Below are 26,702 nucleotides of genomic sequence, written 5' to 3'. Positions count from 1 at the left end.
AAAGGTTTGTCTGAAAGTGAGCCCGATATCGAGGTTCGAGCCCGAAAAATCAAGGCTTCTGCACATATCGGGACGGATTTACTGCGCGCGGGGGTTTCGGCTGAGCCGTGTCAACAGTTGCGCCGTGTAATCCACCATTGGCACGATGCGCGAATAGTTCAGCCGGGTCGGGCCAATCACGCCGACAGCACCAACGATGCGATCCTCTTCGTCGCGGTAGGGAGCAACCACCAGCGAGGAACCGGAGAGGGAGAAAAGCTTGTTTTCCGAGCCGATGAAGATGCGGACACCGGGACCGCTTTCTGCCAGATCCAGGATCTCCAGAAGACTGTCCTTCTTCTCGAGATCATCAAAAAGCATACGGAGGCGATCCAGATCCTCTGCGCCGGCAAGGCCCTCCAGAAGATTGGCGCGGCCACGCACGATGAGGCGCGAGGGCTTTCCTTCCTCGTTGTCACCTGCCCAGACAGCAAGACCTCTTTCCACCAGATCGCGGGACAAAGTATCGAGTTCCGTCTGGACGCGCTGCTTCAGGGTTCGAAGCTGACCGCGCAGTTCCGGTAGGGTCTGGCCGCTCAGATGTGCGTTAAGAAAATTGGCAGCTTCCGTCAACTGCGATGACGTCACACCGGCAGGCAGATCGATGATACGATTTTCAACCTGGTTATGATCACCCACCAGAATGGCCAGCGCCTTTGTCGGTTCAAGCCGGATGAACTCGACATGTTTCAACACAGGGTCGCTTTTCGCCGTGATCACAATGCCTGCGCCGCGGGAAACACCGGACAGCATCAGAGATGCTTCCGTCATCAGATTTTCCATCGGCTGATCACGGTCACTCGCACGGATCTGGCGCTCGATGCTGGCGCGGTCTTCCACGGAAAGATCGCCGACCTGCATGAAAGCATCAACGAAGAAGCGAAGGCCGATCTGCGTCGGCAAGCGACCGGCACTGATGTGTGGCGCGTAGATAAGCCCCAGTTCCTCGAGGTCGCTCATCACGTTGCGGACGGAGGCCGGAGAGAGGGAGATTGGCAAAAGGCGCGCGAGATTGCGCGAGCCGAGCGGCTCGCCCGTTTCCAGATAGCTTTCGACGATACGCCGGAAGATCTCGCGCGATCGCTCGTCAAGCACCGATGTGGTGTCCCTGCCCCGCGTTGGCTGAAGATCCATCTGTCGCATTTCACCTGGCTATTGACTATCCTGCAGCGAATATAATGCGGATCCAGCGTTCGCCAAAGAGTTTTTGACAGCCATTGACCGCAACAATGCTAATCTTCCATGGGTTTTCCTTTGCAAAGCCTCGTCTGGGGTTCTAAGAGGCGTCTTAAGAACTTCAGGAGAGAACGATGCGGCCCTCAGGCAGAAAAACCGACCAGATGCGCAAGGTCAGCTTTGAACGCAATGTGTCCAAGCATGCCGAAGGCTCATGCCTCGTGAAGTTTGGCGATACGCATGTTCTGTGCACCGCAAGCCTTGAAGAAAAGACACCACCGTGGCTTCGTAACTCCGGCAAGGGCTGGGTAACGGCTGAATATGGAATGCTGCCCCGTGCCACCGGCGACCGCATGAAACGTGAGGCGGCCGCCGGAAAGCAGGGTGGACGTACCCAGGAAATCCAGCGGCTGATCGGCCGCTCTCTGCGGGCCGTGATCGATCTGGAAGCGCTCGGCGAAAAGCAGATCACGGTGGATTGCGATGTCATCCAGGCTGATGGCGGCACCCGCACCGCAGCCATCACCGGCGGCTGGATTGCGCTGCACGACTGCCTGAAGTGGATGGAGGCTCGCAACATGATCAAGCTGGAGCGCGTCCTCAAGGACCACGTTGCAGCGATCTCCTGCGGCATCTTCGCCGGACAATCGGTCATCGACCTGGACTATCTCGAGGATTCGGCTGCCGAGACCGATGCGAACTTCGTCATGACCGGTTCCGGTGGAATTGTAGAGGTGCAAGGCACAGCTGAAGGCAAGCCGTTTACGCGCGACGAACTGCTGGGTCTGCTCGATCTTGCCGCTGCGGGCACTGCCGAACTGGTTGCGCTTCAGAAGCAGGCCATTGCCTGAGCGAGGTCAGACCGATGCGTAAACTCGACACCCGCACCATTGTCGTTGCCAGCCACAATGCCGGAAAGATCCGCGAGATTGCGGATCTGATCGGCCCTTTCGGCTTTGCCGCAAAGTCAGCAGCGGAACTCAATTTCATCGAGCCGGATGAAACCGGGACGACGTTTGAAGAGAATGCGACGATCAAGGCTTTGGCCTCTGCAAAGGCTGCCGGATTGCCTGCGCTCTCTGACGATTCCGGTCTGGTGATCGACGCTCTGGACGGAGCGCCGGGCGTTTATACTGCCAACTGGGCGGAGACCGCCGACGGAACGCGGGATTTCTCCATGGCCATGCGCAAGGTGGAGGATGCGCTGCAGGAGCGTGGCGCTGCGACCGAGCAACAGCGTACCGCCCGGTTCGTCAGCGTTTTGTGCCTTGCATGGCCGGATGGACATACAGAACTTTTCCGTGGCGAAGTGGAAGGCGTGATTGCGCCTGCTCCACGCGGCACGCAGGGCTTTGGCTACGATCCGATCTTTCAGCCTTCCGGCTATTCCACCACCTTCGGCGAAATGAGCGCAGAAGAGAAACACGGCTGGAAGCCCGGTGATGCGCAGGCCCTGTCGCACCGCGCCCGCGCCTTCAAGATTTTTGTCGAAACCTGCCTGGACGTATAAGCCTTTGCTGACCGACGCCCCTCTCCTGCCTGATACCGGCGAACCGGGCTTTGGTCTTTATGTCCATTGGCCGTTCTGCGCAGCCAAATGCCCTTATTGCGACTTCAACAGCCATGTGCGTCACACGCCTGTTGATCAGCAGCGGTTTACACAAGCATTCCTGAAGGAAATGGACACGATGCGAAGCCTGACAGGCCCGCGAACCGTGACCAGCATTTTTCTGGGGGGCGGCACGCCCTCGTTGATGGATCCCGCCACCGTTGAAGCCATTCTGGATGGCATCGCTGCCCGCTGGCATACGCCAGCCGGCATAGAAGTAACAATGGAGGCCAATCCATCGAGCGTGGAGGCGGAGCGTTTCCGCGGCTACCGTTCGGCGGGTGTCAATCGTGTGTCTCTCGGCGTGCAGGCGCTCAATGATCGCGACCTGAAGTTCCTCGGGCGCCTGCACGATGTGGCGGATGCGCTGAAAGCCATACGTCTGGCGCGCGAGATTTTTCCGCGCATGAGCTTCGACCTCATCTATGCACGGCCGAACCAGACTGTCGAGGAATGGGAAAGAGAGCTCAACGAGGCCGTATCCTACGCCGTGGATCACCTTTCCCTCTATCAACTGACCATTGAAGAGGGCACTGCCTTCTATGGGCTGCACAAGGCTGGCAAACTGATCGTACCGGATGGCGATCAATCTGCGGCACTCTATGAGGCAACGCAATCCATCACCGAAGGCATGGGTATGCCTGCCTATGAGGTTTCAAACCACGCAAAGCCAGGTGCCGAGAGCCGACACAACCTGACCTATTGGCGCTATGGCGATTATGCCGGGATTGGTCCAGGCGCGCATGGGCGCATCAGCCGCGACCGCACAAAGATCGCGACCGCGACCGAACGGATGCCCGAACGCTGGCTTGAGCAGGTGGAAGCCAATGGTCATGGCATGGTGGAGCACGAGATCCTCGAGCGCGAGGAACAGGCCGACGAACTTCTGCTGATGGGCTTGCGCCTTCGCGAGGGCGTGGACCTTGCCCGCTGGCAGCAATTGTCCGGTCGCTTCCCAAATCCGGCGCGCGAGCAGTTTTTACTGGAACACGGGTTTATAGAGCGCCTTGGAAATTCCAGGCTACGGTGCACGCCAGCCGGGATGCTGATCCTCGACGCGGTGGTGGCGGATCTGGCTTGCTGAAACAGCAAACCATTCACTGACAGGAGGATCACATGCCCGTCGATGATCAGTTTGCGCGTAGTGACATGGCCGCCCTTTATGATCATTTCAACGCTCATGGCAAAGATCGGGCCTATTATCTCTCCCTCGCCTCTTCACCCTGCCGCATTCTGGATATTGGCTGCGGTACGGGGCTCTTGACCCTGCCGCTTGCCGCCGATGGTCATCAGGTAACAGGTGTCGATCCCGCCCCCGGCATGCTTTCCATTGCCAAGGCGAAGGATAGCGAGGCGCGGGTGCAATGGGTGCAGGCTGCCGCAGCAGAATTCGATCTCCGGGAGCGCTTCCAACTCGCGATCATGACAGCGCATGTCTTTCAGGTGTTTTTGACTGATGACGATACGCTGAAGGCGCTCAGGAACATCGCTCGACATCTTGAGCCAGATGCAAGGCTTGTTTTTGAAAGCCGCAATCCATCTCGATGTGAATGGGAAACCTGGACGCAGGAAAAGACAAAAACGCGCCGACATATCCTGGGGCAAGGCACTGTGGAAGTCTTCTACCAGTACCGCGACGTCCAGGGCGATCAGGTAACCTTCGACGCGGTCTACACCATGGCAGACGGCGACCGATTGGTGAGCAGCAGTACGCTGCGCTTTCCTTCCCTCGATACCATCACAGATCTGCTTGCTCAGGCTGGATTTTCGATCACGCAGGTCTATGGATGGTGGGACAAGACGCCCTTCGATCCGAACTCGAGCTCCGAAATCATCGTTCACGCGCGGCGGATCTAAACGACCTGTTCGCCGCCATCGGCTTTCCGGGCAAAAACATGGAGCCAGGGCGTTGGCAGGCCATCATAGCCGCCACCCTGTTGCGCTAGGATCTCCAGCGAAGACCAGCCGCGACCATAGTTCAAGCGCAGCCAATCCTGATCAGGATAGTTGTAGTAGCGCCCAAGCCCATCAAAGCCCTCTCCCCGACCAGCCTTGTAGCTGGCGTAGAAGATACCGTTCGGCTTCAGTGCACGCTGGATACGCTGGAGGATATCAGCCAGGTCATGCCGCGGGACATGGAGAAGGCAGGCATTCGCCCAGACGCCATCATAGCTATCGAGCGCGCTGATCTGAGCGAAAGGGAGGACAGCAACGGGAATTCCGAGACGAGCCGAGGCCTGCTCCGCCATCTCGGCAATCCCATCGGTTGGGTGAACCTCAAAACCTTTCGATAGCATCCAGGCGCTATCGCGGCCGCTGCCGCAACCAAGCTCGAGCACCCGCGCATCTTGCGCCAGGAGAGCGCTGAAGCGCGTCAGATGTTCCGAAACAGAATAATCACCTGTGTCTGCGGCATAGCTTGCCGCACGACGACTGTAGAAGGATCGGGTGGCATCAGCATCACAACCCATGCCACCGCGTTTCATCAGGCGTTGTTTTCGTTGATCAGACGCTTGAGCAGTTCGACCTCGTGGCTGAGCTTGGTATCACCAGAAATCAGCTCCTCGATCTTGCGCACAGCGTGGAGAACGGTCGTATGATCGCGCCCGCCAAAGCGGCGACCGATTTCCGGGAATGACCGTGGCGTCAGCGTTTTCGACAGATACATGGCGATCTGGCGCGGTTTGACGATGACACGCGTACGGCGGTTCGACACAAGCTCCTGGCGCGAGACGTTGTAGTGGCGCGCTACGATCCGCTGAATGTCCTCAATGCGAACCCGCTTGGCCTCGCCCGCACCGACGAGATGCGCCAGAAGCTCATCGACACGCCCGATGGATAGCTCCGGTTCAAACGAGCGCCGGAAGATCAACTGGTTGAACGCACCTTCAAGTTCACGGCCCGAATTGGCAACATTGCGCGCGACGTGACTGAGGATCTCGTCCGGGATATCGAGCGCCTGATCATCTTGACGCGCCATTTCCAGACGGCGCTTCAGCATCTCAAAGCGCATTTCATAGTCCGGCGTTTCCATCTCGATGGCAACGCCACCCTGGAGGCGCGAACGGACGCGAGGATCAAGCGATTCCAGCTCCCACGGTGCACGGTCAGCGGCGACAACCACCTGCTTTGCGCTGTCCAGAAGCATGTTCAGAAGGTGACAGAACTCGTTCTGGATCATCTTGCCCTGCAGGAACTGCATGTCATCGATGATGAGAAGGTCGATGTTGCGCAGCGACTCCTTCAGGGTCAGCGCGTCGTTGTCGCGAATGGCCGTTGCAAAACGCCACATGAAATATTCAGCAGTCAGATAGACGACACGCGGCATACGCGATGAGCCGACCGCCGCATTGGCAATGGCCTGCAGCAGATGCGTCTTGCCAAGGCCCACACCGGAATGGATGAACAGCGGATTGAACCGTACGGCACTTGCACCGGCTTCCGCAATCGTGCGGGCAGCGGCCAGTGCCACCCGGTTCGACGGACCCTCGACGAAGGTGTCGAAGGTGTAACGGCTGTCGAGCGGCGAGCCAAACAGCGGGCTCGCAGAAGCGGTGCGAGCAGATGGCGCTGCAGCCTGTTGTGCTGGCTGGGACTGCGTCGGAAAGGCCGCGATCTGGCCGATTTCGCGCGGACCGCTGGAACGGCGCTGCGGTGCTGCAACGGCAGTTTCCGGCGCTGCTGCACGCTCTTCGCCTGACGGACGAACTGCACGGCTGGCTGTGCGCACCAGGATCTCAACCTTCAGGATCTCAGAATCCTCGGCCTGGAAGATCGAGGTAATAAGATCCAGATAGCGGTTATTGATCCAGGATTTGAGAAAGGTCGTCGGCACGCTGAGACGAACGACGCTCTTGGAGATAGAGTGCAGTTTCAGGCGACCAAACCAGCTTGCATACACGTCAGGGCCGACCTGCGCCTTCAAACGGGCACTGAACCGTTCGAACAGAGCATCATGCTTCATTTCAGATTTTTCCCCTGCCGCCTGGGACTGAACGCTTTCGAACGCCTCGGACACCTGGTTGCCACTCTCCAAAGTCCGGGTCGATACGGTGTTCATATGCATTCCTTGCCGCCTTCTCATGTGTTTCCTGCCGGAAGGTGCCAAAGCCACCCGCCAGGACAAATTCTTGTTCGGCCTCTGCATTCGGTTCTCCTCGCCAGAACCGGCAACATCCGCCTTGGTTGCATGTGCCGCGCGACCCCTCGCACGACGCCGGCTATCCGGCTGCTGGCGCGCCCCCGTGCGCCCCAGGAAGCCCGATCTCACCCTCGTCGATGAAACCAGACCCACACTTCTATCCGAATGCAACGCCCCATTCGGCACGAACGATAGACCGCGGAGCCCATGAGGCACCGATGAATACGCTCAAACTTTTTGAAGAACCGAACTGCAGTCGCGGTCCGGACAAGAGACGAAAATCTGGAGACCTCGGTCAAGCCGAATTCTCTGCGTCGATTTTCTGGAGGGTTCCCCGTGCCTCTTGCTGGGACCCATTAAGGCAGGATCATGGGGGGGGAATCAACGACGAATTTTACATAAAATTAAGCCAGGCGCGTTGACTCAGAGCGCCTAATTTGACTCGGAGAAGAGGCTTTCGGGGAGAATCTCAAACGAATCAATGGGATTCGAAAATGACATAGAGAAAGATGGCGAGAAAGGGCAAAAAAATAAAAAATCGCTTGACTCACAGACTCTCGAATTTCCCCGACCGACTGCGACAGCCTTGACAGGATCCTCCGATAAATAATTGAAAATAAACAATTATTTCTGTCACTGAGGTGTCATGCAGCTCTTTACCGCCCTATGACCCAAGTTCTTACAGGTCAGAATCACGAAAAGCCCGGTCGATGACCGGGCTTCAAAAATGACAACCGTTTGTGACGGTAATTAGGCGGAGATTGCCTTCACGCGAGCCGCCAGACGCGACACCTTGCGGGAGGCCGTGTTGCGGTGAACAACACCCTTCGTGGCAGCGCGCTGGATTTCCGGCTGTGCTGCGCGCAGAGCTTCTGCTGCTGCTGCTGCATCGCCCGAAGCGATGGCTTCTTCAACCTTACGGATGAAGGTACGAACGCGCGAACGACGCGCCTTGTTGATGTCTGTGCGGCGTGCGATCTTGCGGGTCGCCTTCTTCGCCGAAGTGGTATTGGCCATCTCTGCCTCTCTTCGAATTCGAACCAAAACTCCGCCGTCGCCGCGCCGGGTCTACCTGACCTGTCATCCAGCAATTTGGGAGCAATAGAGGAAGCCGTCGAAGGCTTTCCCAACTGTGGGCGGTCTAATAGCTGGAATGCAGCCCGCCGTCAACGCGCAATTTCGCAGGAATTTTTGCGAAAAGCACGCAAACCTCGAGTCTTGCGAGTCACTTCTGGCACGTTGCGCAGAAGAAGGTTGAACGGCCGGACTGTACGACGCGTTCAATCGTTCCGCTGCAACCCTCTCGCCGACAGGGCTGTCCTTCCTGATCGTAGACCGCAAAACTATGCTGGAAGTAGCCCAGGGAGCCGTCCGTCTGAATATGGTCTCGCAGGCTAGACCCTCCCGCCGCGATGGCATCGGCAATCACGTCGCGAATGGATTGCGTCAGCAGTTGCAGAGGTGGCCGGGCCTTGCCCGTCACGGTCACGAGCGTCGCGCCTCTTCGCAGAGGCGAAAGCGCGGCACGCCAGAGCGCCTCACAGACATAGATATTGCCGAGGCCCGCAATGACGGTCTGATCGAGCAATAGGCTTTTCAAGGGTTGTGAACGCCCTTCGAACCTTTTCGCAAGCAGATCCGCATCCAGGAGATTCCCGGTCGGCTCTGGCCCCATTCCGGCAAAGGCCGGATAGAGATCAAGTTCAGCTCGCGGCCACAGATGCATGAAGCCGAAGCGGCGCGGATCGTTATAGATGACACGGCATGCCGTATCGCCACTGTCGAGGTGAAAGACGACATGATCATGCTTGCCATCCTTGGATCGCGCGTGATGAAACTCACCCGGAAGATCGCTCGAGCCGCCTTGTTCGATGCGGAAGGAACCCGACATCCCGAGATGGGCTATAATGGTCATGCCATCGTCGAGATCTATCAGCAGATATTTGGCCCGACGCCCAAGCCCGACAATCCGCCGACCGGACACGCGGGCGGAAAAATCCTCCGGAAAGGGGAAGCGTAGATCAGCGCGGCGGGTTTCGAGCGCAAGCACCGTCATGTTTTCCATCACCGGCGCCAATCCGCGGCGCACCGTTTCCACCTCTGGCAATTCGGGCATGCGTACCTTACTTCCTGTTTCAACGGTGCTGCCCTTGCTCTATAGACCAGCGCCAAAGTGCCGCAAGCGGCCTCAACAGAGATAGTATAGCCGATCCAACTTCGCTATGGTCCGGCCAAGTTTGAAACGGAGATGAACAACCATGGCTGAGAACCGTGTCACGGCAGACGGCGGAATGGAAACCTCCTACGGTTTTCGCAGCGTTGCGGAAGGCGAAAAACAGGGGCTGGTGAACGAGGTTTTTCACAAGGTCGCAAAACGCTACGACATCATGAACGATGTCATGTCGGCCGGCATGCATCGTGTCTGGAAGAATGCGATGGTGGCCGCGCTCAACCCGCGCAAGGATCCATCCTACAAGGTTCTGGATGTCGCAGGCGGCACCGGAGACATTGCCTTCCGCATCGTGGAGGCCTCCAACCGTCTCGCCCATGCTACCGTTCTGGACATCAACGGCTCGATGCTGGAAGTCGGCGCAGAACGCGCTGCCAGCCGCAAGCTTTCCAACAATTTGACGTTTGTCGAGGCCAATGCGGAAGAACTTCCCTTCGAGAGTAACAGCTTCGACGCGTATACGATCGCCTTCGGTATTCGCAACGTTCCGCGCATCGACGTGGCGCTGAGCGAGGCCTATCGCGTGCTGAAGCGGGGCGGCCGTCTCCTGGTGCTGGAGTTCTCCGAGGTCGAGATGCCTCTGCTCGACCGCTTTTATGACGAGTGGTCTTTTAGGGCTATTCCCCAGTTCGGCAAGATGATCACGGGCGATGCGGAACCTTACCAGTATCTGGTGGAATCGATCCGCAAGTTTCCCAATCAGGAGGACTTTGCCCGGATGATCCGGACTGCTGGCTTCTCCCGCGTGACCTACACCAATTATACGGGCGGCATTGCGGCTCTTCACTCTGGCTGGAAACTGTAATCGCATGAAGTTGGCAAGGATTGCTGCGGGGACCGGAGCATGAGCACGATCGGCGCTTATTTCCGGCTTGCGCGCGTGGGCTGGGTTCTCGTGCGGGAAGGCGTGGTGGCGGCACTCCCGACCCAGGGTCTGCCACCGGTTGTCGGACTGGTGAAGTCGCTCGCGCAGATTTTCACACGGCCGAACTCCATCCAGGAAAGCCGCAGCGTTCGATTGACACGAGCCGTCGACAGGCTCGGTCCGTCCTACGTCAAGATCGGCCAGTTTCTCGCAACCCGCCCTGATGTGGTGGGCGTCGACTGGGCGCTTGATCTTTCCATGCTCCAGGACCGCATGGCCTTCTTTCCGACCGCGACGGCAAAGAGCGCCATCGAAGCCTCGCTTGGCAGACCGGTGACCGAACTTTATACGCGTTTCGAGGAGCCACTTGCTGCAGCCTCCATCGCACAGGTTCATCCAGCGCGTGTTGCCTATGCCGAGGGTGAGCGCAAGGTGGCGGTGAAGGTGGTGCGTCCTGGTGTGCGCCAGCGCTTCGCCCACGACATCGAAAGCATGTACCTGATCTCCCGGATGCAAGAGCGCTTCCTGCCATCCACACGGCGTCTGAAGCCGGTGGAAGTGACGCGGACGCTGGAGCAGACGACGAAACTGGAAATGGATTTGCGGCTGGAGGCGGCGGCCCTTTCCGAAATCGGCGAAAATACAAAGAACGATCCGGGCTTCCGGGTACCGCAGGTCGACTGGGAGCGGACCGGGCGCGACGTCATCACCATGGAATGGATCGATGGCGTCAAGATGTCGAACATCGACGGTCTGCGAGAGGCGGGCCATGATCTGGAGAAGTTGGCTGAAACGCTGATTCAGTCGTTCCTGCGCCACACGCTGCGCGACGGCTTCTTCCATGCCGACATGCATCCCGGCAACCTGTTCGTCGATCCTGCAGGCACGATTGTCGCCGTCGACATGGGCATTGTCGGGCGTCTCGGCAAAAAGGAGCGCCGTTTCCTGGCGGAGATCCTCTATGGCTTCATCACGCGCGACTATATGCGGGTGGCGGAAGTGCATTTCGAAGCTGGCTATGTGCCGTCCCATCATGATGTCGCGAGCTTTGCACAGGCCATCCGCGCCATCGGCGAGCCCATTCACGGCCAGCCTGCGGAAACGATTTCCATGGCCCGCCTTCTGGCCCTTCTGTTCGAGGTAACCGATCTCTTCGAAATGCAGACACGGCCCGAATTGATCCTGCTTCAGAAGACCATGGTGGTTGTCGAAGGCGTGTCGCGTATGCTGGATCCGCGTTTCAACATGTGGCGTGCAGCAGAACCTGTTGTGGGAGACTGGATCCGCGACAATCTGGGTCCAAAGCGGGTGGTCACGGATCTGAAGGACGGACTGAAAGCCGCGATGAAGCTTGCGGAAGCAGCGCCCGAGATCGCTGCCAAGACCGAGAAGTTTCATCAGCAATTGCTGCATATGACGGAACATGGCGTGCGCTTCGACGACCAGACAGCAGAAGCGATCGGCAAATCCGAGGCAAAGCACAGCCGATGGGGACGGATTGCGCTCTGGGTCATTGCTGCCTCACTGATCTATATCGCCATTCAACTGAGCTAAACCGCCCTCTTCTCTCGTGCAGGCAAGAGAGCTAGGGTCAGGACCAAGAAAAGGGCAGGAGTGAGTGCGGTCATGGATCTTGCGGGAAAGCGCATTCTTCTCATCATTTCGGGTGGCATTGCCGCCTATAAAAGCCTCGACCTGATCCGTCGCCTTCGCGAACGGGGTGCTGAGGTCAGGCCGGTGATGTCGCGGGCTGCGCAGGAATTCATCACGCCGCTTGCCGTCGGCGCGCTCTCTTCGGGGCATGTCTATACCGATCTCTTTTCGCGGGAAGACGAGCAGGATGTCGGACATATCCGGCTTGCTCGCGATTGCGATCTGGTTCTGGTCGCACCCGCAACCGCTGATCTGATGGCCAAGATGGCGCATGGTCTGGCCGACGATCTACCCAGCGCCGTGCTGCTGGCAACCGACCGGCCTGTTCTTGTTGCGCCCGCCATGAACCCGAAGATGTGGGATGCGGCACCCACGCGGCGCAACGTGGCAACGCTTCAACAGGACTGCATTCATTTCATTGGCCCCATGAAAGGCGAAATGGCGGAAAGTGGCGAGGCTGGCACGGGTCGCATGGCCGAACCGCTGGAAATTGTTGCAGCGGCCACCGCCCTGCTTTCGCCGGGCGAGAAGCCGCTAGCGGGCAAAAAGGCCATTGTTACATCAGGCCCGACACACGAGCCGATCGATCCCGTGCGTTACATCGCCAATCGTTCGTCCGGCAAGCAGGGTCACGCCATTGCCGCAGCCCTTGCAAAGCTGGGTGCCGAGGTCACGCTGATTTCGGGGCCGGTCGTGATTGCCGATCCGACGGGGGTTACCACTACCCATGTCGAAACCGCGAACCAAATGCTGCATGCTGTTCTGAATTCCCTTCCGGCAGATATCGCCGTGATGGTGGCGGCGGTGGCAGACTGGCGCGTCGCGGGTTCCTCGGACCAGAAGATCAAGAAGCAACCGGGTGAACCTCCGGCTCCACTTCAACTCACCGAAAATCCGGATATCCTGAAGACGATAGGTCACCATGCCCTTCGACCCCGCTTCGTGGTGGGCTTTGCAGCCGAGACGCAGAATGTCGAGCAGAATGGCCGTCGCAAGCTGGAAGCCAAGGGAGCGGATATCATCGTCGCAAACGATGTTTCGCCTGCGACCGGCATCATGGGTGGCGATCGCAATCGGGTGAAGATTATTTCGTCCTCAGGCCTCGAGGAGTGGCCGGATCTTGGCAAGGACGAAGTTGCCGAGAAGCTTGCCCACGAGATTGCCCGTCGGCTCGGATAGCAGCGTCAGAGATAGCTTGAGGCGAGACCCACGGCCGCACCGAGCCCAAGAACCGCAACAGGGTGGGCGCGCGTCCAGATGGAGATTGCAGCCGTGACGCCCGTTATCCCGGCAAGCAGCAGCGTATGGGCGGATGCGACGGTAATCACGACGGCACTGGCCGCGACCAACCCGGTCGTGATGGGCAGGAGCCCAGCCTGTACCACGGCGCGCCAGGGGCGGTCCCTAAACCGGTCCCAGACCGACACGGTCAGGCAGGTGATCAGCGACGACGGCAGGAATTTCGCGATCGACGCGACCGCAAGCCCCGGCAATCCGGCAACGTGCCAGCCGATGAGCGGGACGATCATCATGTTTGGTCCGGGTGCCGCCTGCGCAAGCGCGAAGAGTGCGCTGAATTCCTCCGCCGTCACCCAGTGCTGCACATCCACCACCCGCCGCTGGATCTCGGGCAGAACCGCATAGCCTCCGCCAAACGCCATGAGCGACAGTTCGGTGAAGATGAAGGCCAGGGCAAGGAGGGTTCCGATCATGGACGCAGCCTCCAGGCCAGAAGAACGGATAACGGCGCGAGAACCAGCATGGTCGGCAATAGCGGCAGACGCAGGAAGGCGACCGCAAAGAAGAGCAAGGAGGCGATGAAGAGCGCTGCCGGTTTGGTGAGGATCGGCCTCACGAGCTTGATTGCCATGGCGATCAGCAAGCCCGCTGCCGCTGCTGCCAGACCTGCGAAGACTTGCTGCACATGCGGATCGTCACGATACCGATCGTAGATCACGCCGAGAACGATGACGAAAGCCGTTGGAACCGCCGTCAGGCCGAGAATGGACGCCAAAGCACCACGCCACCCGCGAAACTTCATGCCAACGGCGACGGAAATATTGATGACATTGCCACCTGGCAGGAACTGGCAAAGACCCAGAAGATCGACGAATTCATCGGACGTCAGCCAGCGTCGGTCTTCCACCAGCATGCGACGGGCCAAGGGCAGAACGCCGCCAAAGCCGATGATGCCTATCCCTAAGAAACCGAGAAACAGCTGAAAACTGGTCGGGGGCGCTGAGGAAATCGTGGGGGCGCCGTCAGTCTTCATCGTCAACTCTCATTTCCATTGCAATGCCGGACGGCCAGATCGACTGATCTGGCCGTCCGGTTTTGTGATCAAGCCGCTTTCGCGAAAGGTGCGGGCGAAAATGCAGAGGTCAGCAGTCCATCATCCGTCACCAGAACGGCGCTTCCGGCGGGGATCTCCGTCCAGGCATCAACGTCATCGTTCAATGGCTCAGACACGAGGCAATAGCCGCCTCGTGGCCCCATGGGAGCCGCGTACAGCGTCGGGGGCTTTTGATCGCTGGCATAGCGAACTGCATAGAGCGATTTGCCGTCCGAGAAAGCTGCCGTGAAGCGCACCAGCGGATTGGCCCCTTCCTCTGCGGCATGTTTCTGCACCAGGGCGATTGCGCGAGAAACGGCACCGATCGGATCCTTCGCCATGCCCATTTCGAGGGAGAGCAGGAAAAGCAGTTCGGAATCTGTCGTGCCAGACCGGGCATGGAAGAGTTCATCCGACAGATGCGCTTCCAGCTTGCGGCGGATCTTGTCGAAGCCTGCCACCTGTCCGTTGTGCATGAAGGACCAGGGGCCGAAAACGAAGGGATGGCAATTGTCTCGGCGCGTGCCACCGCTGGTCGCTGCACGCACATGGGCCAGAAATAGCGGAGACCGGATCTGGCGGGCTAGACTACGCAAGTTGCAGTCCGACCAGGCCGGCAAAATATCGCGGTAGCGCCCCGGCTCCGGGTGATCGCCATACCAGGCAATGCCAAAACCGTCACCGTTTGTGGCTGTCTTGGCTCTGCTTGCACAATGGCTCTGCTCGATAAGGGAGTGGGCAGGAGAGGAAACGAGTTCCTCCAGGTAAAGAGGGTTACCGCGATAGGCGGCCCAGCGACACATGATCGATCTTCCTGACTTAAATGCCTGCCAAACTGACAGGCTACCGACAAAAGTTTGTGACGAATTGGTAAATGATGCATTAGCAAACATCGTGCCCCGATGAATTTGCCTGGACATCGTCAAACGAATGACCAGGCGTACCGACACCGAAGCAGTCAGTTCGCGGTTGACACCTTGCCTTATGAGGGGGCCGGTCTACATCCCAAAACATGTTAACACCTGATACAGCTTGTGAAGCCAAGATACCCCTCGCGGACCCGGCAGTGCTTGAAGAGCTTTCAAGCGAGCCTCAAGCCTGGGCGCTTTTCCTCGATATTGATGGTACTCTGATAGACCTGGCAGAGACGCCGGAAGCGGTTGTTGTTCCTGACGGGTTGATTTCGACCCTGTCGCAGATCTCAAATGTTCTGGGCGGCGCGGTCGGACTTGTTACAGGCCGTGCGGTTTCCTTTGCAGACCAGCTTTTCTCACCGCTGGCTTTGCCAATCGCCGGCCTTCATGGTGCAGAAAGGCGAAATTCTGCCGGGGATCTGGAACGGCTACCCCAAGACGACGATTTCGAGGCGCTAAAACGATCTCTGGTCCGCGTAACCGCCGACTGGGACGGCGTCATCATCGAAGACAAGGGATCAGCAGTGGCGGCCCATTACCGTCAGGCGCAGCAATGGGCCGGAGCGCTGGACGCCGTCATGCAGTCTGCTGTCGAGGAGGCAGGGGCTGACTACACGCTTCAACGCGGCAAAATGGTGATCGAGATCAGGCCTGCGCGTGCAAGCAAGGGAGAGGCCCTTAGAGCCTTTCTCGACGCGGAACCCTTTCTGGGGCGCAAACCCATCGCCATCGGTGATGATCTGACGGATGAGGCGATGTTCAAAGTCGCCAACGAGTTGGGAGGCCTGTCGATCCGGATCGGGGAACTGCGCGATACTGCCGCGGTGCGTGCGATACCGTCACCCGATGCACTCAGGAAGATTCTGGCCGATCTGGCACGCCAGGCCTGACACCATTCGGATTGAATTCGATCGTTGAAGAGGGAGTTTATTGTGAGCCGTCTCGTTGTCATTTCCAACCGCGTGCCCATGCCAGAGAAAAACGGCACGGCACCTGCCGGCGGACTTGCGGTCGCACTTCAGGCAGCGCTTGAAGAGCGCGGCGGCGTGTGGATGGGCTGGTCGGGAAAGTCGAGCGGCACAAAGGAGCCCGCCCCGCTGGCGCTGACGGAGCGCGGCAACATTACCTATGCGCTGACCGATCTGACGAGCACCGATGTCGAAGAATATTACCACGGCTTCGCCAATCGTGTTCTCTGGCCAATATGTCATTACCGGCTGGATCTCGCAGAGTATGGGCGCAAGGAAATGGCCGGTTACTTCAGGGTCAACCGCTTTTTCGCCCATCGGGTGGCTCCTCTCATCCAGGAAGACGATATACTCTGGATTCACGATTATCACTTGATCCCGCTTGCAGCGGAGCTCCGGCAGATGGGCTTCAAGAACAAGATTGGGTTTTTCCTGCACATACCCTGGCCGCCAGCAGATGTACTGTTTGCCATGCCGGTTCACGAAGAGATCATGCGTGGTCTAACCCATTACGACGTTGTCGGTTTTCAGACAGACCACGATTTGGAAAACTTCCGTGGCTGCCTGGTTCGCGAGGGTTTCGGCAATGCGGTTGGAGAGGGGCTTTATTCTTCACACGGGCGAACCTTCAAGGGCGGCTTTTATTCCATCGGCATCGAGACAGCAGCCTTCGCAGAATTTGCCAAACGGGCCGCCTCCACTACCATGGTGCGCAAGGCAAGGCAGAGCCTTGAGGGCCGCGATCTGATCATCGGTGTCGACCGGCTCGATTACTCCAAAGGCATTACACAGCGCATCGACGCCTATGAGAGCCTGGTGTCCCACAATCCCGCCTATCAGGGAAAGGTCACCTATCTGCAGATCACCCCGAAATCGCGATCGGAAGTGCCGGAGTACGAGGCCATGCAGCGCACCGTTGCAGAGCAGGCTGGCCGGGTGAATGGCGCTCTCGGCACCGTGGACTGGGTTCCCATCCGCTACATCAACCGATCTATAGGGCGCCCCGTTCTGGCAGGACTCTACCGGCTGGCAAAGGTTGGTCTTGTGACACCTTTGCGAGATGGCATGAACCTTGTCGCAAAAGAATTCGTCGCCGCACAAGATCCGGAAGATCCCGGTGTGCTGGTGCTATCACGTTTTGCGGGAGCGGCACGCGAACTGAACGGCGCCCTTCTGGTCAATCCCTACGACATCGAGGGAACGGGCCATGCAATTGCTCGCGCCCTGACGATGGGCAAGGAGGAGCGCATCCAGCGTTGGCGCGGCATGATGGACCATTTGCTGGTTCATGACGTGAAACGCTGGTGCGACGACTTCCTGGCAGACCTTACGTCCGAAGGGGATCACGCCGCCTTGGCGACGTGATACTCCTTGATGGCAACCATCTTGATGGACGGGTAACGTTCCGCCTCATAGCGCAGAGAGAAGGCATCCTGAGCCAGAAAGACAGGGTCACCGTCCAGATCGCGGGCGATATCGCCACGCTTAACGGTCAGAAACTTCTCCATGTCGGCCTTGTTTTCCGAGGAAATCCAGCGGCAGACCGAAAAGCGCGACATTTCAAACGACACAGGAAGGCTGTATTCCGCCGAAAGCCGTTCCTTCAGAACGTCAAGCTGCAAGGCACCGACCACGCCGACAATGGCCGGTGAGCCATCCTCTGGCGAGAAGAGCTGTACAACGCCTTCTTCGGCCATCTGCTGAAGCGCTTCTTTCAGCTTCTTCGCCTTCATGGCATCTTCCAACCGCACGCGTCGCAGGATTTCCGGCGAGAAGTTCGGCACGCCCTGGAAGACCAGCGCTTCGCCTTCTGTCAGCGTATCACCGATACGCAGCGTGCCGTGGTTCGGAATACCCACCACATCGCCTGCATAGGCTGTATCAGCCAGCTGGCGCTGCGAGGCAAAGAAGAACTGCGGTGCGGTCAGGCCCATCTGCTTGCCGGTACGGGCCAGGCGCGCCTTCATGCCGCGCTCCAGCTTGCCGGAGCAGATGCGGGCAAAAGCAATGCGGTCGCGATGGTTGGGGTCCATGTTTGCCTGGATCTTGAAGACGAAGGCCGTCATCTTGTCTTCAGCCGCATGAACGGTGCGGGTATCGGCTACCTGATCTCGTGGAGGAGGCGCAAAATCGCCCAGCGCATTGATGAGATCACGAACGCCAAAGTTTCTGAGCGCCGAGCCGAAGAAGACCGGCGTCATATGGCCTTCTAGAAAAGCCTGGCGGTCGAACGGGCGGCAGGCTTCCCGGGCCAGTTCCAGCTCGTCGATGAAAGCGTCGCGTTCGTTTTCCGGCAGGTTTTCTGCAACACTTTGCGGACCATTCACCTTCAACGGCTCAACCTGTGTGTCGGAACCACGATAGGTGTTGTTGGCCAGATTGTAGGAGCCGCAGAAGGTTTTGGACCGCCCGACAGGCCAGGTGACCGGCGCCGTGTCCAGCGCCAGTTTCTCTTCCACTTCGTCGAGGATTTCGAAGGTATCGCGGCTCTCGCGGTCCATCTTGTTGACGAATGTGATGATCGGAATGTCGCGCATGCGGCAGACTTCAAAGAGCTTCAGCGTTCGCGGCTCGATACCCTTGGCGGCATCGATAACCATGACAGCTGCATCCACCGCCGTCAGCGTGCGGTAGGTATCGTCCGCGAAGTCCTCGTGACCCGGCGTATCCAGAATATTGAAAACATTGCCTTCATATTCGAAGGTCATGACCGAGGTCACGACGGAAATGCCGCGTTCGCGCTCGATCTTCATCCAGTCGGACCGGGTCTGGATACGATCCTTCTTCGCCTTCACCTCACCTGCGAGCTGAATGGCACCGCCGAACAAGAGCAGTTTTTCAGTGAGCGTCGTCTTACCGGCGTCCGGGTGCGCGATAATCGCGAATGTGCGGCGGCGGGATACCGCCTCGGCAATGCTTTCAGCCATGATGTGCAAATCCTTCGAGTTGCGGCGTATCTAGCGATTTCGGGCCAATTATGCAATTGACCTGCCTGATTTGAAGGAGACGCTCATGCGCGAAGTCATCGGCCCTGCCCTGAAACTCGTTCGACTGCCTCATGCTGAGGGGCTTGATCTGCCGGCTTATGAAACCGCGGGCGCGGCTGGTATGGACATTCGCGCCGCTGTGAGTGAACCTCTCGTCCTGCAGCCCGGCGCTCGCATGCTTGTGCCAACCGGCTTTATTTTCGAGATACCGCAGGGCTTTGAAATTCAGGTTCGCCCTCGCTCCGGGCTAGCGTTCAAACATGGCGTGACCTGTCTCAACACACCCGGCACGATCGACAGCGACTATCGCGGCGAGGTTAAGGTCCTGCTGATCAATCTGGGCCAGGAGGATTTCACAATCGACCGCGGCATGCGGATCGCACAGCTGGTTTTCGCACCCGTTGTTCAGGCTCAGGTGCAGGAGGCCGATACGTTCAATGACACGGCGCGAGGTGCGGGCGGCTTCGGCTCTACCGGCGTATAAACCGTTGCGCCCGGATCGCAACGCAATTAGCAATGGCGAATGAGGAGATAGTTCATGACCCTTGCTTCATTGATCACCTATGCTGGCGCTCTGTTCATCGCAGCGGCCATTCCCGGTCCCGGCATGACAGCCATTGTCGCGCGAGCTCTCGGATCCGGCTTCCGCCCCACATTCTTCATGGGGCTTGGCCTCATTCTGGGTGATCTCGTCTATCTCACGGCCGTCATTCTCGGCCTTGCCATTCTTGCGCAGAATTTCACGACGCCCTTTCTCATCATCAAATATCTTGGTGCTCTCTATCTCTGCTATATCGCCTGGAAGCTGTGGACCGCCGGTTTGCTGCGGCAGGATATTCAGGCGACCCGCGGCGCCACAGGCATGATGGCATTTCTATCCGGACTGCTGGTCACGCTTGGCAATCCGAAGACCATGCTGTTTTACGTGGCGCTCGTGCCGACCCTGATACCGTTACAGGACATCGGTCTGCGAGATTATGCGGTTCTGGTAGCGACCACGTTCATCGTGCTGATCGCGGTCTTGTTGCCCTATATTTTGCTCGCATCGAAAGCCCGCGAACTCCTGAAGAAACCGCGCACGCTGCAGGCACTTAATCGTTCGGCAGCAGGTATTCTGGCGGGAACAGCGGCTTACATCGCAGCACGCTGAGAACGCAGGGTAAGCCTCGGATGCAACGCGGGAAAAATTATTCCGCCAAGCCCGGGGGACAGCGTTCACTCTCCTCTCGCGCAACACAGTTTTACGGCTTAGGTTGAGGCTCAATCACCCCAAACTCGATGCCTGACGAATGCTTGGAGATACGCAATGACTGATGCAAAACCGGGTCGCGGCAAAATCTATTCCTCGATCACCGAAACGATTGGCAACACCCCGATTGTGCGGCTGGATAAGCTGGCCAAGGAGAAGGGTGTGAAGGCAAATCTTTTGGCCAAGCTGGAATTTTTCAACCCCATCGCCTCCGTCAAGGACCGTATTGGCGTTGCAATGATCGAGGCTTTGGAAGCTGCAGGTACGATTACGCCGGGCAAGACAGTTCTGGTCGAACCGACCTCCGGAAATACGGGCATTGCACTCGCCTTTGCAGCCGCCGCCAAGGGTTACCGCCTCATCCTTACCATGCCGGAGACCATGTCCATCGAGCGTCGCAAGATGTTGGCGCTTCTGGGCGCGGAACTTGTTTTGACCGAGGGGCCTAAGGGGATGAAGGGAGCAATCGCCAAGGCAGAAGAGCTGGCGGCCAGCCTGCCCGATGCAATTATCCCCCAGCAATTCGAGAACCCGGCCAATCCTGAAATACACCGCAAGACAACCGCGGAGGAAATCTGGAACGATACAGACGGACAGGTCGACTTCTTCGTGTCTGGCATCGGTACCGGTGGCACGATTACCGGCACAGGTCAGGTTCTGAAGAGCCGCAAGCCGGACATCAAGGTCATCGCCGTTGAACCCGCCGAATCTCCAGTCCTGTCGGGTGGAGAGCCCGGCCCTCACAAGATCCAGGGCATCGGTGCGGGCTTTGCGCCTAGGATCCTAGACCGATCCGTCTATGACGAAATCGTCACCATTGCCAGCCAGGAGGCCATCGACACCGCTCGTCTGGTGGCTCGTCTCGAAGGCGTGCCCGTCGGCATCTCGTCTGGCGCAGCACTCGCAGCCGCCATCAAAATCGGCTCCCGGCCAGAGAATGAAGGCAAAAATCTCGTCGTGATCATTCCGTCTTTTGCAGAACGCTACCTCTCGACCGTCCTGTTCGACGGTCTCGGTGCCTGAAGCCAAGCAACACGATAAGACTTGCCTGACATGACTACAGCGCGGCGCGTTCGATTGAACGCGCGGACGACGCTGTAAGACTTTGAAATGATGCATGTTCGTTTCGCTCAACCGAATCCGGTTGAGCGCGACATGCATTAGCGCTACGCCGTCAGGGCTGATTTCCATGGTCGAGGCCAGCCCGACATCTGGCGTGAGAGGTGTACAAGCGGTCATCCGCTCTACTCATCACCGAACCTCCCTGGTTATCTCAAGAGCCTGTCGTCAGACGGCTGCAGTCAACCGTTCACCTGCTATTCGGTAGGATATGGCTTCCGCGAGATGGATGCGCCCAACACGGTCGCAGTCATCCAGATCCGCAAGTGTTCTGGCTACTTTCAGCACCCGATGATAGGCACGCGCCGAGAATTTCATCTTGTCAGCCGCATCCCTTAACAACTGTGCTCCGGCAGTGTCAGGTTCAGCGACCTGCTCGATGAGCGAGGTCGAACATCTTGCATTGGTGCTGATATAGGGCATGCCTGCGGCAATAAATCTCCGGCGCTGGCGATCTCTTGCCTTCGCGACGCGGGCAGCTACATCGGCACTGCTTTCCGCCGGACGAGGACGGATGAGGTCCGCTGCCGCAACAGCGGGCACGTCGATACGGATATCGATGCGATCCAGCAGAGGCCCCGAGATGCGTGCCTGATAATCCGTCATGCATTTGGGACCCTTGGCACAGGTATGCCCCGGCTCACCGGCCATGCCGCATCGGCACGGATTCATGGCAGCGACCAGTTGTATATTGGCCGGATAAGAGACCCGGTGATTGGCGCGTGCAATGATGCACTCGCCCGTTTCCAGCGGCTGTCGCAAGGCATCAAGAACCTGCGGGGAAAATTCGGGAAATTCGTCAAGGAACAGCACGCCGTGATGTGACAGCGATGCCTCACCCGGTTTTGCCCGAAAACCACCACCGACAAGCGCTGCCATGGTGGCCGAATGATGCGGTGTGCGGAACGGACGCCGGTCCGAGAGCTTCCCTCCCGAAAGTTGACCCGCAATCGAGTGAATCATGGAGACTTCCAGAAGCTCCGCTGCGGAAAGCGGCGGGAGAATGGAAGGAAGGCGCGCCGCCAGCATCGACTTTCCAGAACCTGGCGGCCCCACCATCAGAAGATTATGACCACCCGCCGCAGCAACTTCCAGCGCTCGCTTGGCGCTTTCCTGTCCTTTGATCTCGGCGAGATCCGGCAAATTGGTGGGAGCTGCACGAATTGCCGGTGCTGGCCTTGAAAGAAGCTGGCTTCCGCGAAAATGATTGGCCAGCGCAATCAGACTGCGAGGTGCCAGAATATCGAACTCGGCACCGGCCCAGGCAGCCTCCGCACCGCTGTCTGCCGGGCAGATGAGCCCTTTGCCGAGCGCATTTGCACCAATGGCTGCAGGCAAGGCACCGGCCACTGCAGCCAGTGTTCCGTCCAGGTTGAGCTCGCCAATCACAACGTAACTTGCCAGTGCTTCGACTGGAATGGCGCCCAAGGCAGCCATCAGCCCGAGTGCAATCGGCAGATCAAAGTGAGATCCCTCCTTGGGAAGATCCGCAGGCGCCAGATTGATCGTGATCCTTTTCGGCGGCAGCGCGAGACCGGAGGCATGCAGGGCTGCCTGTACGCGCTCACGACTCTCCGCTACCGCCTTGTCCGGCAGGCCAACGATCTGCATGGCGAGCTTCCCCGGGCCCACCATGACCTGCACGTCAACAGGGACGCCCTCTATGCCCTGAAAGGCAACCGTATTAACACGCGCGACCATTTCCACCTGCCAGCCACGCTTCGGCAGCAGCACCGAAGCTCGCGTGCAATCAAGCACAACTTGAAGGCGGAAACAAGAACAATTAGAGAACAAAATTCCTGTTAAAGTTGCACCTAAATTTGAAGTGCCTCAACTCTCAAGCGGCAGAACGCTTTGCCTCGATCGCATCCCAAAGCAGCGCGGCTGCATCGACCCCGCCGAACTTCTTGACTTCGCGAATGCCGGTTGGAGACGTGACATTGATCTCGGTCATGTAGTCACCGATGACATCAATCCCGACGAACAGGAAGCCGCGCTCCCGCAGCGCTGGTCCGATACGCTCGCAGATTTCCTGCTCGCGGCGGGTCAACTCCGTCGGCTCTGCACGTCCGCCGACATGCATATTGGAGCGGGCGTCGTGCTCTGCTGGCACGCGGTTGATCGCGCCCACCGGATTTCCATCAACGAGGAGGATTCGCTTGTCACCCTTGCGCACGGCCGGCAGATAGGCCTGAGCGATGTAAGGCTCGCGATACATCTGGCCGAACATTTCCAGAAGCGACGAAAAGTTGCGATCATTACGGGCAGAGTGGAAGACGCCTGCGCCGCCATTGCCATAGAGCGGCTTCAGGATGATGTCGCCGAGCTCCTCCCGGAAGCGGGCAATCTCGCCAACATCCTTGGTAATCAGGGTCGGCGGCATCAGATCCGCGAACTCGGTCACGAAAATCTTTTCCGGTGAGTTGCGCACCCAGGCAGGATCGTTCACGACCAGCGTCTTCGGATGGATACGCTCCAGAAGATGGGTAGATGTGATGTAACCCATGTCAAAGGGCGGGTCCTGCCGCAGGTGGACGACATCCATAGTCGACAGATCGACGCGCTCCCGCTCGCCGAGCGTGAAATGATTGCCCTTTTCGTCACGCAACTGCATGGCTTCCACGGCGGCAAATATCTTGCCATCGCGCATGGTCAGCCTGTCGGGCGTATAGTGAAAGAGTTCGTAGCCGCGCGCCTGCGCTTCCAGCGCCATGGCGAAGGTAGAATCTCCGGCGATATTGATGCCGGACACGTGGTCCATCTGGAACGCGACTTTACGAATATTGGCCATGACTGCCCCTCAAGAGATTACCTGGCAGATGTAGGATGCCTGAGGGGCAATGGCAACGCGAGAATGGGCTCAGAGTGCTGTTCTTCGGCCCTTCAGCTTGCGGATGACGCGCCTGCGGATACGATAAAACAGGGAAACGGGCAGATCGAGCGGCTGGCGCATGAAGGCGATCTTTCGGACATAGCGCTCCACCTTCCAGGTCGCCCAGGTTCCGGCCTTGAAGTAACCGACATCGCCTGCTTTCAGCAGTTTCTGCGTGCCATCTTCCGCGATGACGAAAACATCGCCTTCCAGAATGACGACGGTTTCATCTTCGCCAAAAAACCACCTGAATGAGCCAGCCGTGCAATCCCACATCGCCGTACAGGCACATTTGTCAGTCGCATTTGAATGGTAGGCAACTCGCGCCTCAGGGCTTCCGGACAGTATCCAGCTGGGCTCTATGGGCGAGGAAACCAGATCCTTTACAAGATGCTCGTTGCTGGCACCGATGAACGGAGCGGGGACTGCCACTTCATTGGCAGTCCGTCTACGATGCGCCAGAGCCAGAGCTCCAGCCAAGGCCAGTTTCAAAACCATACTTTCCCCCACTGCGAGATTCGGGCGGAGAGTATCAGGCACAACCGAGGATCAGGTTTCCGGGGTCACTCGCATTTTAGTCATTTGCCCGAAATTCGGATCATGCGCTGGCTGCAGATCGGCCAAGTGGCCTCGACCCCTCCACCGCAAGCCTTTTTCCACTGGTTGGATCGAAGAAATGAAGCCGTGCCGGATCAATCACCAGACAAAGGTTTTCCGCAAGGAAGGTTTCGGCAGGAAAAGCCGCTGTCAGAGACTGATCTCCGACAAAACCATGCGCAAGACGCTGGGAGCCCAGTTCTTCGATGTAATCCAGCCGGAAGGGAAGCCCTGTCTCGCCGGCCGGCGCCAACCGCAGATCTTCTGCCCGCAACCCCACGGTCACCACTCCCGAGGGCCTCGCTGTTGAAAGCTCCAGCTGTCCGGAGCCGATCGTCAGTTTGGAGCCTTGCACCTCTGCCCGAACAAGGTTCATGGCGGGAGAGCCAATGAAACTTGCAACAAAGGTGGATGCAGGTGCGTGATAGACTTCGAGTGGAGAGCCGATCTGCTCGATCTCTCCGCCGTTCAGCACCACCAGCCGGTCCGCCAGTGTCATGGCTTCCAGCTGATCATGGGTCACATAGATCGAGGTGGTGCCGAGACGCCGCTGGAGACGCTTGATTTCGCCGCGCATGGACACGCGCAACTTCGCATCGAGATTGGAGAGCGGCTCGTCGAAGAGAAAGGCCGCAGGCTTGCGTACGATCGCACGTCCCATGGCAACGCGTTGACGCTGACCGCCGGAAAGCGCGCGCGGCTTGCGCTCCAGATACTGGGTGATCTCCAGCATGCGCGCGGCTTCGGCCACCCGTGCATCAATTTCCGCCTTCGGCGTGCCACGATTCTTCAAGCCATAGGCGAGGTTCTGGTAGACCGTCATATGCGGATAGAGCGCATAGTTCTGGAAGACCATGGCAATGTCGCGCTCGGCCGGTTCCATGCGGTTGACGACACGCCCCGCGATAGAAACCTCGCCTTCCGAAATCGTTTCCAGCCCGGCTACCATGCGAAGCAGCGTTGACTTGCCGCAGCCGGAGGGGCCGACCAGGACGATGAATTCGCCGTCAGCGATATCGATGGAAACGGAATTTACCGCCTTCACGCCACCCGTGTAGATCTTCGAGACCTTGTCGATCGAAATCGAGGCCATGTTACTTCTCCGTTTCAGTAAGGCCGCGGATGAACAGCCTTTGCATGAATATGACGATGAGGATGGGGGGCAGCATGGCAAGCACGGCACCGGCCATCACGAGGTTCCACTGGATTACGCCATCCTGCACAGTGACCATGCGCTTCATGCCCATCATCAGCGTGTAGTAACCGGGATCGGTGGTGACCAGCAGCGGCCAGAGATATTGCACCCAGCCGTAGATGAAGAGGATGACCGAGAGCGCACCGATATTCGTGCGGGACAGCGGCAGCAGAATATCGCGGAAGAATTTCATCGGCCCCGCACCATCGACACGTGCCGCCTCCAGCATTTCATCGGGGATCGTCATGAAAAACTGGCGGAATAGGAAGGTGGCAGTTGCTGATGCGATCAACGGTATCGTCAAACCGGCCCAGGAATTGAGCATGCCCAGATCAGCGACAATCTTGTAGGTCGGCATGATGCGCACTTCCACCGGCAGCATCAGGGTCACGAAAATGATCCAGAAAGCCAAGACCCGGAACGGAAAGCGGAAATAGACGATCGCAAAAGCTGACAGAATAGAGATCGCGATCTTTCCCACTGTGATCACCAGAGCCATGATCAGCGAATTCAGCGCCATGTGGGAATAGTTCGGAAGGCCATTTGCAGCCGAAGCATTGGTCAGGATCATCCGATAATTCTCGATGAAATGATCCCCCGGCAGCAGGGGAATCCGGCTGCTCATCAAGGTCGAAACATCGTGGGTGGAGGCGATCACCGCAACGTAGACCGGCAAGGCCACGATGGCGAAGCCTAGCAGCAGGAAGGCGTGCGTGAGGATGTTCAGGAGGGGTCTGTTTTCAACCATGGTCGTTT

26 protein-coding genes are annotated in these 26,702 nt (G+C 58.4%); 12 read left to right on the top strand and 14 right to left on the bottom strand.

The window, feature by feature from the left end; all coding sequences use genetic code 11:
- Positions 1-78 precede the first annotated feature (78 nt).
- A complete protein-coding gene (gene hrcA, locus ASD54_RS13805) occupies positions 79-1,173 on the bottom strand; it encodes a heat-inducible transcriptional repressor HrcA (RefSeq protein WP_062555174.1) in 1,095 nt (364 codons plus the stop codon).
- Between the two features lie 176 nt (positions 1,174-1,349).
- On the opposite strand from hrcA, the gene rph reads away from it, so the two are divergent.
- From rph to ASD54_RS13785, 4 genes are read left to right on the top strand one after another with little or no spacing between them, the layout of a single operon-like run.
- Complete coding sequence (rph, locus tag ASD54_RS13800) at positions 1,350-2,066, top strand: ribonuclease PH (RefSeq protein ID WP_062555173.1); 717 nt, start codon at positions 1,350-1,352, stop codon at positions 2,064-2,066.
- Positions 2,067-2,080: 14 nt separating this feature from the next.
- Positions 2,081-2,725 (top strand): RdgB/HAM1 family non-canonical purine NTP pyrophosphatase, encoded by a 645-nt coding sequence (gene rdgB / locus ASD54_RS13795; RefSeq protein ID WP_062555172.1) that lies wholly within the window; start codon positions 2,081-2,083, stop codon positions 2,723-2,725.
- Positions 2,726-2,729: 4 nt separating this feature from the next.
- Positions 2,730-3,908 (top strand): radical SAM family heme chaperone HemW, encoded by a 1,179-nt coding sequence (gene hemW / locus ASD54_RS13790; protein ID WP_062555171.1) that lies wholly within the window; start codon positions 2,730-2,732, stop codon positions 3,906-3,908.
- Between the two features lie 32 nt (positions 3,909-3,940).
- A complete protein-coding gene (locus ASD54_RS13785; RefSeq protein ID WP_062555170.1) occupies positions 3,941-4,681 on the top strand; it encodes a class I SAM-dependent methyltransferase in 741 nt (246 codons plus the stop codon).
- On the opposite strand, the gene ASD54_RS13780 is transcribed toward ASD54_RS13785, so the two are convergent.
- The 4 genes from ASD54_RS13780 to mutM all read right to left on the bottom strand — a co-directional run bounded on the left by ASD54_RS13780 (position 4,678) and on the right by mutM (position 9,081).
- A complete protein-coding gene (locus ASD54_RS13780) occupies positions 4,678-5,310 on the bottom strand; it encodes a class I SAM-dependent methyltransferase (RefSeq protein WP_244484756.1) in 633 nt (210 codons plus the stop codon). The two genes, ASD54_RS13785 and ASD54_RS13780, sit on opposite strands and share 4 nt — an antisense overlap.
- On the bottom strand, positions 5,310-6,890 hold the full coding sequence (gene dnaA / locus ASD54_RS13775; RefSeq protein ID WP_062555169.1) for a chromosomal replication initiator protein DnaA: 1,581 nt from the start codon (positions 6,888-6,890) through the stop codon (positions 5,310-5,312). The genes ASD54_RS13780 and dnaA overlap by 1 nt, the downstream gene beginning before the upstream one ends.
- An 825-nt stretch (positions 6,891-7,715) precedes the next feature.
- Positions 7,716-7,982, bottom strand: a complete 267-nt coding sequence (rpsT, locus tag ASD54_RS13770; RefSeq protein WP_062555168.1) for a 30S ribosomal protein S20 — start codon at positions 7,980-7,982, stop codon at positions 7,716-7,718.
- A gap of 208 nt (positions 7,983-8,190) precedes the next feature.
- Positions 8,191-9,081 (bottom strand): bifunctional DNA-formamidopyrimidine glycosylase/DNA-(apurinic or apyrimidinic site) lyase, encoded by an 891-nt coding sequence (gene mutM, locus ASD54_RS13765; RefSeq protein WP_062555167.1) that lies wholly within the window; start codon positions 9,079-9,081, stop codon positions 8,191-8,193.
- Positions 9,082-9,223: 142 nt separating this feature from the next.
- Between mutM and ubiE the strand changes: the two genes are divergently transcribed.
- The 3 genes from ubiE (at position 9,224) to coaBC (ending at position 12,892) form a co-directional block, all read left to right on the top strand.
- Positions 9,224-10,000: a bifunctional demethylmenaquinone methyltransferase/2-methoxy-6-polyprenyl-1,4-benzoquinol methylase UbiE gene (gene ubiE / locus ASD54_RS13760; RefSeq protein ID WP_062555166.1), complete on the top strand. Its 777-nt coding sequence runs from the start codon at positions 9,224-9,226 to the stop codon at positions 9,998-10,000.
- 39 nt (positions 10,001-10,039) lie between these two features.
- Complete coding sequence (gene ubiB, locus ASD54_RS13755) at positions 10,040-11,614, top strand: 2-polyprenylphenol 6-hydroxylase (RefSeq protein ID WP_062555165.1); 1,575 nt, start codon at positions 10,040-10,042, stop codon at positions 11,612-11,614.
- A gap of 72 nt (positions 11,615-11,686) precedes the next feature.
- Complete coding sequence (gene coaBC, locus ASD54_RS13750; RefSeq protein ID WP_062555164.1) at positions 11,687-12,892, top strand: bifunctional phosphopantothenoylcysteine decarboxylase/phosphopantothenate--cysteine ligase CoaBC; 1,206 nt, start codon at positions 11,687-11,689, stop codon at positions 12,890-12,892.
- 5 nt (positions 12,893-12,897) lie between these two features.
- On the opposite strand, the gene ASD54_RS13745 is transcribed toward coaBC, so the two are convergent.
- The 3 genes from ASD54_RS13745 to ASD54_RS13735 all read right to left on the bottom strand — a co-directional run bounded on the left by ASD54_RS13745 (position 12,898) and on the right by ASD54_RS13735 (position 14,848).
- Complete coding sequence (locus ASD54_RS13745; protein ID WP_062555163.1) at positions 12,898-13,425, bottom strand: chromate transporter; 528 nt, start codon at positions 13,423-13,425, stop codon at positions 12,898-12,900.
- Complete coding sequence (locus ASD54_RS13740; protein WP_062555162.1) at positions 13,422-13,985, bottom strand: chromate transporter; 564 nt, start codon at positions 13,983-13,985, stop codon at positions 13,422-13,424. Before ASD54_RS13740 ends, ASD54_RS13745 begins: the two co-directional genes overlap by 4 nt.
- A 68-nt stretch (positions 13,986-14,053) precedes the next feature.
- Positions 14,054-14,848, bottom strand: coding sequence for a class II glutamine amidotransferase (locus ASD54_RS13735; RefSeq protein ID WP_062555161.1), 795 nt, complete (start codon positions 14,846-14,848; stop codon positions 14,054-14,056).
- 263 nt (positions 14,849-15,111) lie between these two features.
- On the opposite strand from ASD54_RS13735, the gene otsB reads away from it, so the two are divergent.
- Complete coding sequence (gene otsB, locus ASD54_RS13730; protein ID WP_244484755.1) at positions 15,112-15,849, top strand: trehalose-phosphatase; 738 nt, start codon at positions 15,112-15,114, stop codon at positions 15,847-15,849.
- A 42-nt stretch (positions 15,850-15,891) separates the two neighbouring features.
- Positions 15,892-17,292 (top strand): alpha,alpha-trehalose-phosphate synthase (UDP-forming), encoded by a 1,401-nt coding sequence (gene otsA / locus ASD54_RS13725; protein ID WP_062555159.1) that lies wholly within the window; start codon positions 15,892-15,894, stop codon positions 17,290-17,292.
- Here the strand turns inward: otsA and ASD54_RS13720 are convergent.
- On the bottom strand, positions 17,271-18,854 hold the full coding sequence (locus tag ASD54_RS13720) for a peptide chain release factor 3 (RefSeq protein WP_062555158.1): 1,584 nt from the start codon (positions 18,852-18,854) through the stop codon (positions 17,271-17,273). The genes otsA and ASD54_RS13720 overlap by 22 nt on opposite strands.
- An 85-nt stretch (positions 18,855-18,939) precedes the next feature.
- Between ASD54_RS13720 and dut the strand changes: the two genes are divergently transcribed.
- From dut to cysK, 3 genes are all read left to right on the top strand, one after another.
- Positions 18,940-19,398 (top strand): dUTP diphosphatase, encoded by a 459-nt coding sequence (gene dut / locus ASD54_RS13715; protein WP_062555157.1) that lies wholly within the window; start codon positions 18,940-18,942, stop codon positions 19,396-19,398.
- Positions 19,399-19,452: 54 nt separating this feature from the next.
- On the top strand, positions 19,453-20,064 hold the full coding sequence (locus ASD54_RS13710) for a LysE family translocator (protein ID WP_062555156.1): 612 nt from the start codon (positions 19,453-19,455) through the stop codon (positions 20,062-20,064).
- Between the two features lie 156 nt (positions 20,065-20,220).
- Entirely contained in the window at positions 20,221-21,186 is a 966-nt protein-coding gene (cysK, locus tag ASD54_RS13705) for a cysteine synthase A (protein ID WP_062555155.1), read from the top strand.
- Positions 21,187-21,450: 264 nt separating this feature from the next.
- On the opposite strand, the gene ASD54_RS13700 is transcribed toward cysK, so the two are convergent.
- The 5 genes from ASD54_RS13700 to ugpE all read right to left on the bottom strand — a co-directional run bounded on the left by ASD54_RS13700 (position 21,451) and on the right by ugpE (position 26,694).
- The gene (locus tag ASD54_RS13700; protein WP_062555471.1) at positions 21,451-22,983 is read right to left on the bottom strand and encodes a YifB family Mg chelatase-like AAA ATPase; all 1,533 of its coding nucleotides are present in this window, start codon (positions 22,981-22,983) and stop codon (positions 21,451-21,453) included.
- A gap of 136 nt (positions 22,984-23,119) precedes the next feature.
- Positions 23,120-24,073: a glutathione synthase gene (gshB, locus tag ASD54_RS13695; protein ID WP_062555154.1), complete on the bottom strand. Its 954-nt coding sequence runs from the start codon at positions 24,071-24,073 to the stop codon at positions 23,120-23,122.
- Between the two features lie 69 nt (positions 24,074-24,142).
- Positions 24,143-24,652, bottom strand: a complete 510-nt coding sequence (locus ASD54_RS13690; protein WP_062555153.1) for a cupin domain-containing protein — start codon at positions 24,650-24,652, stop codon at positions 24,143-24,145.
- A gap of 100 nt (positions 24,653-24,752) precedes the next feature.
- Positions 24,753-25,844: a sn-glycerol-3-phosphate import ATP-binding protein UgpC gene (locus tag ASD54_RS13685; protein ID WP_062555152.1), complete on the bottom strand. Its 1,092-nt coding sequence runs from the start codon at positions 25,842-25,844 to the stop codon at positions 24,753-24,755.
- 1 nt (position 25,845) lies between these two features.
- Positions 25,846-26,694, bottom strand: coding sequence for a sn-glycerol-3-phosphate ABC transporter permease UgpE (gene ugpE, locus ASD54_RS13680; protein WP_062555151.1), 849 nt, complete (start codon positions 26,692-26,694; stop codon positions 25,846-25,848).
- Positions 26,695-26,702 lie beyond the last annotated feature (8 nt).

Origin of the sequence: Rhizobium sp. Root149 (genome assembly GCF_001427345.1) — a bacterium.
Classification (GTDB): Bacteria; Pseudomonadota; Alphaproteobacteria; order Rhizobiales; family Rhizobiaceae; genus Neorhizobium; species Neorhizobium rhizoryzae.
Note: the sequence above shows the minus strand (reverse complement) of the source record. Positions and strands in the feature narration are given on the sequence as shown.

Bases quoted from the DNA above. Each gene is read 5' to 3' on its own strand.
- hrcA (WP_062555174.1), bottom strand. From the start codon at position 1,173: ATGGATCTTCAGCCAACGCGGGGCAGGGACACCACATCGGTGCTTGAC.
- rph (WP_062555173.1), top strand. From the start codon at position 1,350: ATGCGGCCCTCAGGCAGAAAAACCGACCAGATGCGCAAGGTCAGCTTT.
- rdgB (WP_062555172.1), top strand. From the start codon at position 2,081: ATGCGTAAACTCGACACCCGCACCATTGTCGTTGCCAGCCACAATGCC.
- ASD54_RS13785 (WP_062555170.1), top strand. From the start codon at position 3,941: ATGCCCGTCGATGATCAGTTTGCGCGTAGTGACATGGCCGCCCTTTAT.
- ASD54_RS13780 (WP_244484756.1), bottom strand. From the start codon at position 5,310: ATGAAACGCGGTGGCATGGGTTGTGATGCTGATGCCACCCGATCCTTC.
- dnaA (WP_062555169.1), bottom strand. From the start codon at position 6,890: ATGCATATGAACACCGTATCGACCCGGACTTTGGAGAGTGGCAACCAG.
- rpsT (WP_062555168.1), bottom strand. From the start codon at position 7,982: ATGGCCAATACCACTTCGGCGAAGAAGGCGACCCGCAAGATCGCACGC.
- mutM (WP_062555167.1), bottom strand. From the start codon at position 9,081: ATGCCCGAATTGCCAGAGGTGGAAACGGTGCGCCGCGGATTGGCGCCG.
- ubiE (WP_062555166.1), top strand. From the start codon at position 9,224: ATGGCTGAGAACCGTGTCACGGCAGACGGCGGAATGGAAACCTCCTAC.
- ubiB (WP_062555165.1), top strand. From the start codon at position 10,040: ATGAGCACGATCGGCGCTTATTTCCGGCTTGCGCGCGTGGGCTGGGTT.
- coaBC (WP_062555164.1), top strand. From the start codon at position 11,687: ATGGATCTTGCGGGAAAGCGCATTCTTCTCATCATTTCGGGTGGCATT.
- ASD54_RS13745 (WP_062555163.1), bottom strand. From the start codon at position 13,425: ATGATCGGAACCCTCCTTGCCCTGGCCTTCATCTTCACCGAACTGTCG.
- ASD54_RS13740 (WP_062555162.1), bottom strand. From the start codon at position 13,985: ATGAAGACTGACGGCGCCCCCACGATTTCCTCAGCGCCCCCGACCAGT.
- ASD54_RS13735 (WP_062555161.1), bottom strand. From the start codon at position 14,848: ATGTGTCGCTGGGCCGCCTATCGCGGTAACCCTCTTTACCTGGAGGAA.
- ASD54_RS13720 (WP_062555158.1), bottom strand. From the start codon at position 18,854: ATGGCTGAAAGCATTGCCGAGGCGGTATCCCGCCGCCGCACATTCGCG.
- dut (WP_062555157.1), top strand. From the start codon at position 18,940: ATGCGCGAAGTCATCGGCCCTGCCCTGAAACTCGTTCGACTGCCTCAT.
- ASD54_RS13710 (WP_062555156.1), top strand. From the start codon at position 19,453: ATGACCCTTGCTTCATTGATCACCTATGCTGGCGCTCTGTTCATCGCA.
- cysK (WP_062555155.1), top strand. From the start codon at position 20,221: ATGACTGATGCAAAACCGGGTCGCGGCAAAATCTATTCCTCGATCACC.
- ASD54_RS13700 (WP_062555471.1), bottom strand. From the start codon at position 22,983: ATGGTCGCGCGTGTTAATACGGTTGCCTTTCAGGGCATAGAGGGCGTC.
- gshB (WP_062555154.1), bottom strand. From the start codon at position 24,073: ATGGCCAATATTCGTAAAGTCGCGTTCCAGATGGACCACGTGTCCGGC.
- ASD54_RS13690 (WP_062555153.1), bottom strand. From the start codon at position 24,652: ATGGTTTTGAAACTGGCCTTGGCTGGAGCTCTGGCTCTGGCGCATCGT.
- ASD54_RS13685 (WP_062555152.1), bottom strand. From the start codon at position 25,844: ATGGCCTCGATTTCGATCGACAAGGTCTCGAAGATCTACACGGGTGGC.
- ugpE (WP_062555151.1), bottom strand. From the start codon at position 26,694: ATGGTTGAAAACAGACCCCTCCTGAACATCCTCACGCACGCCTTCCTG.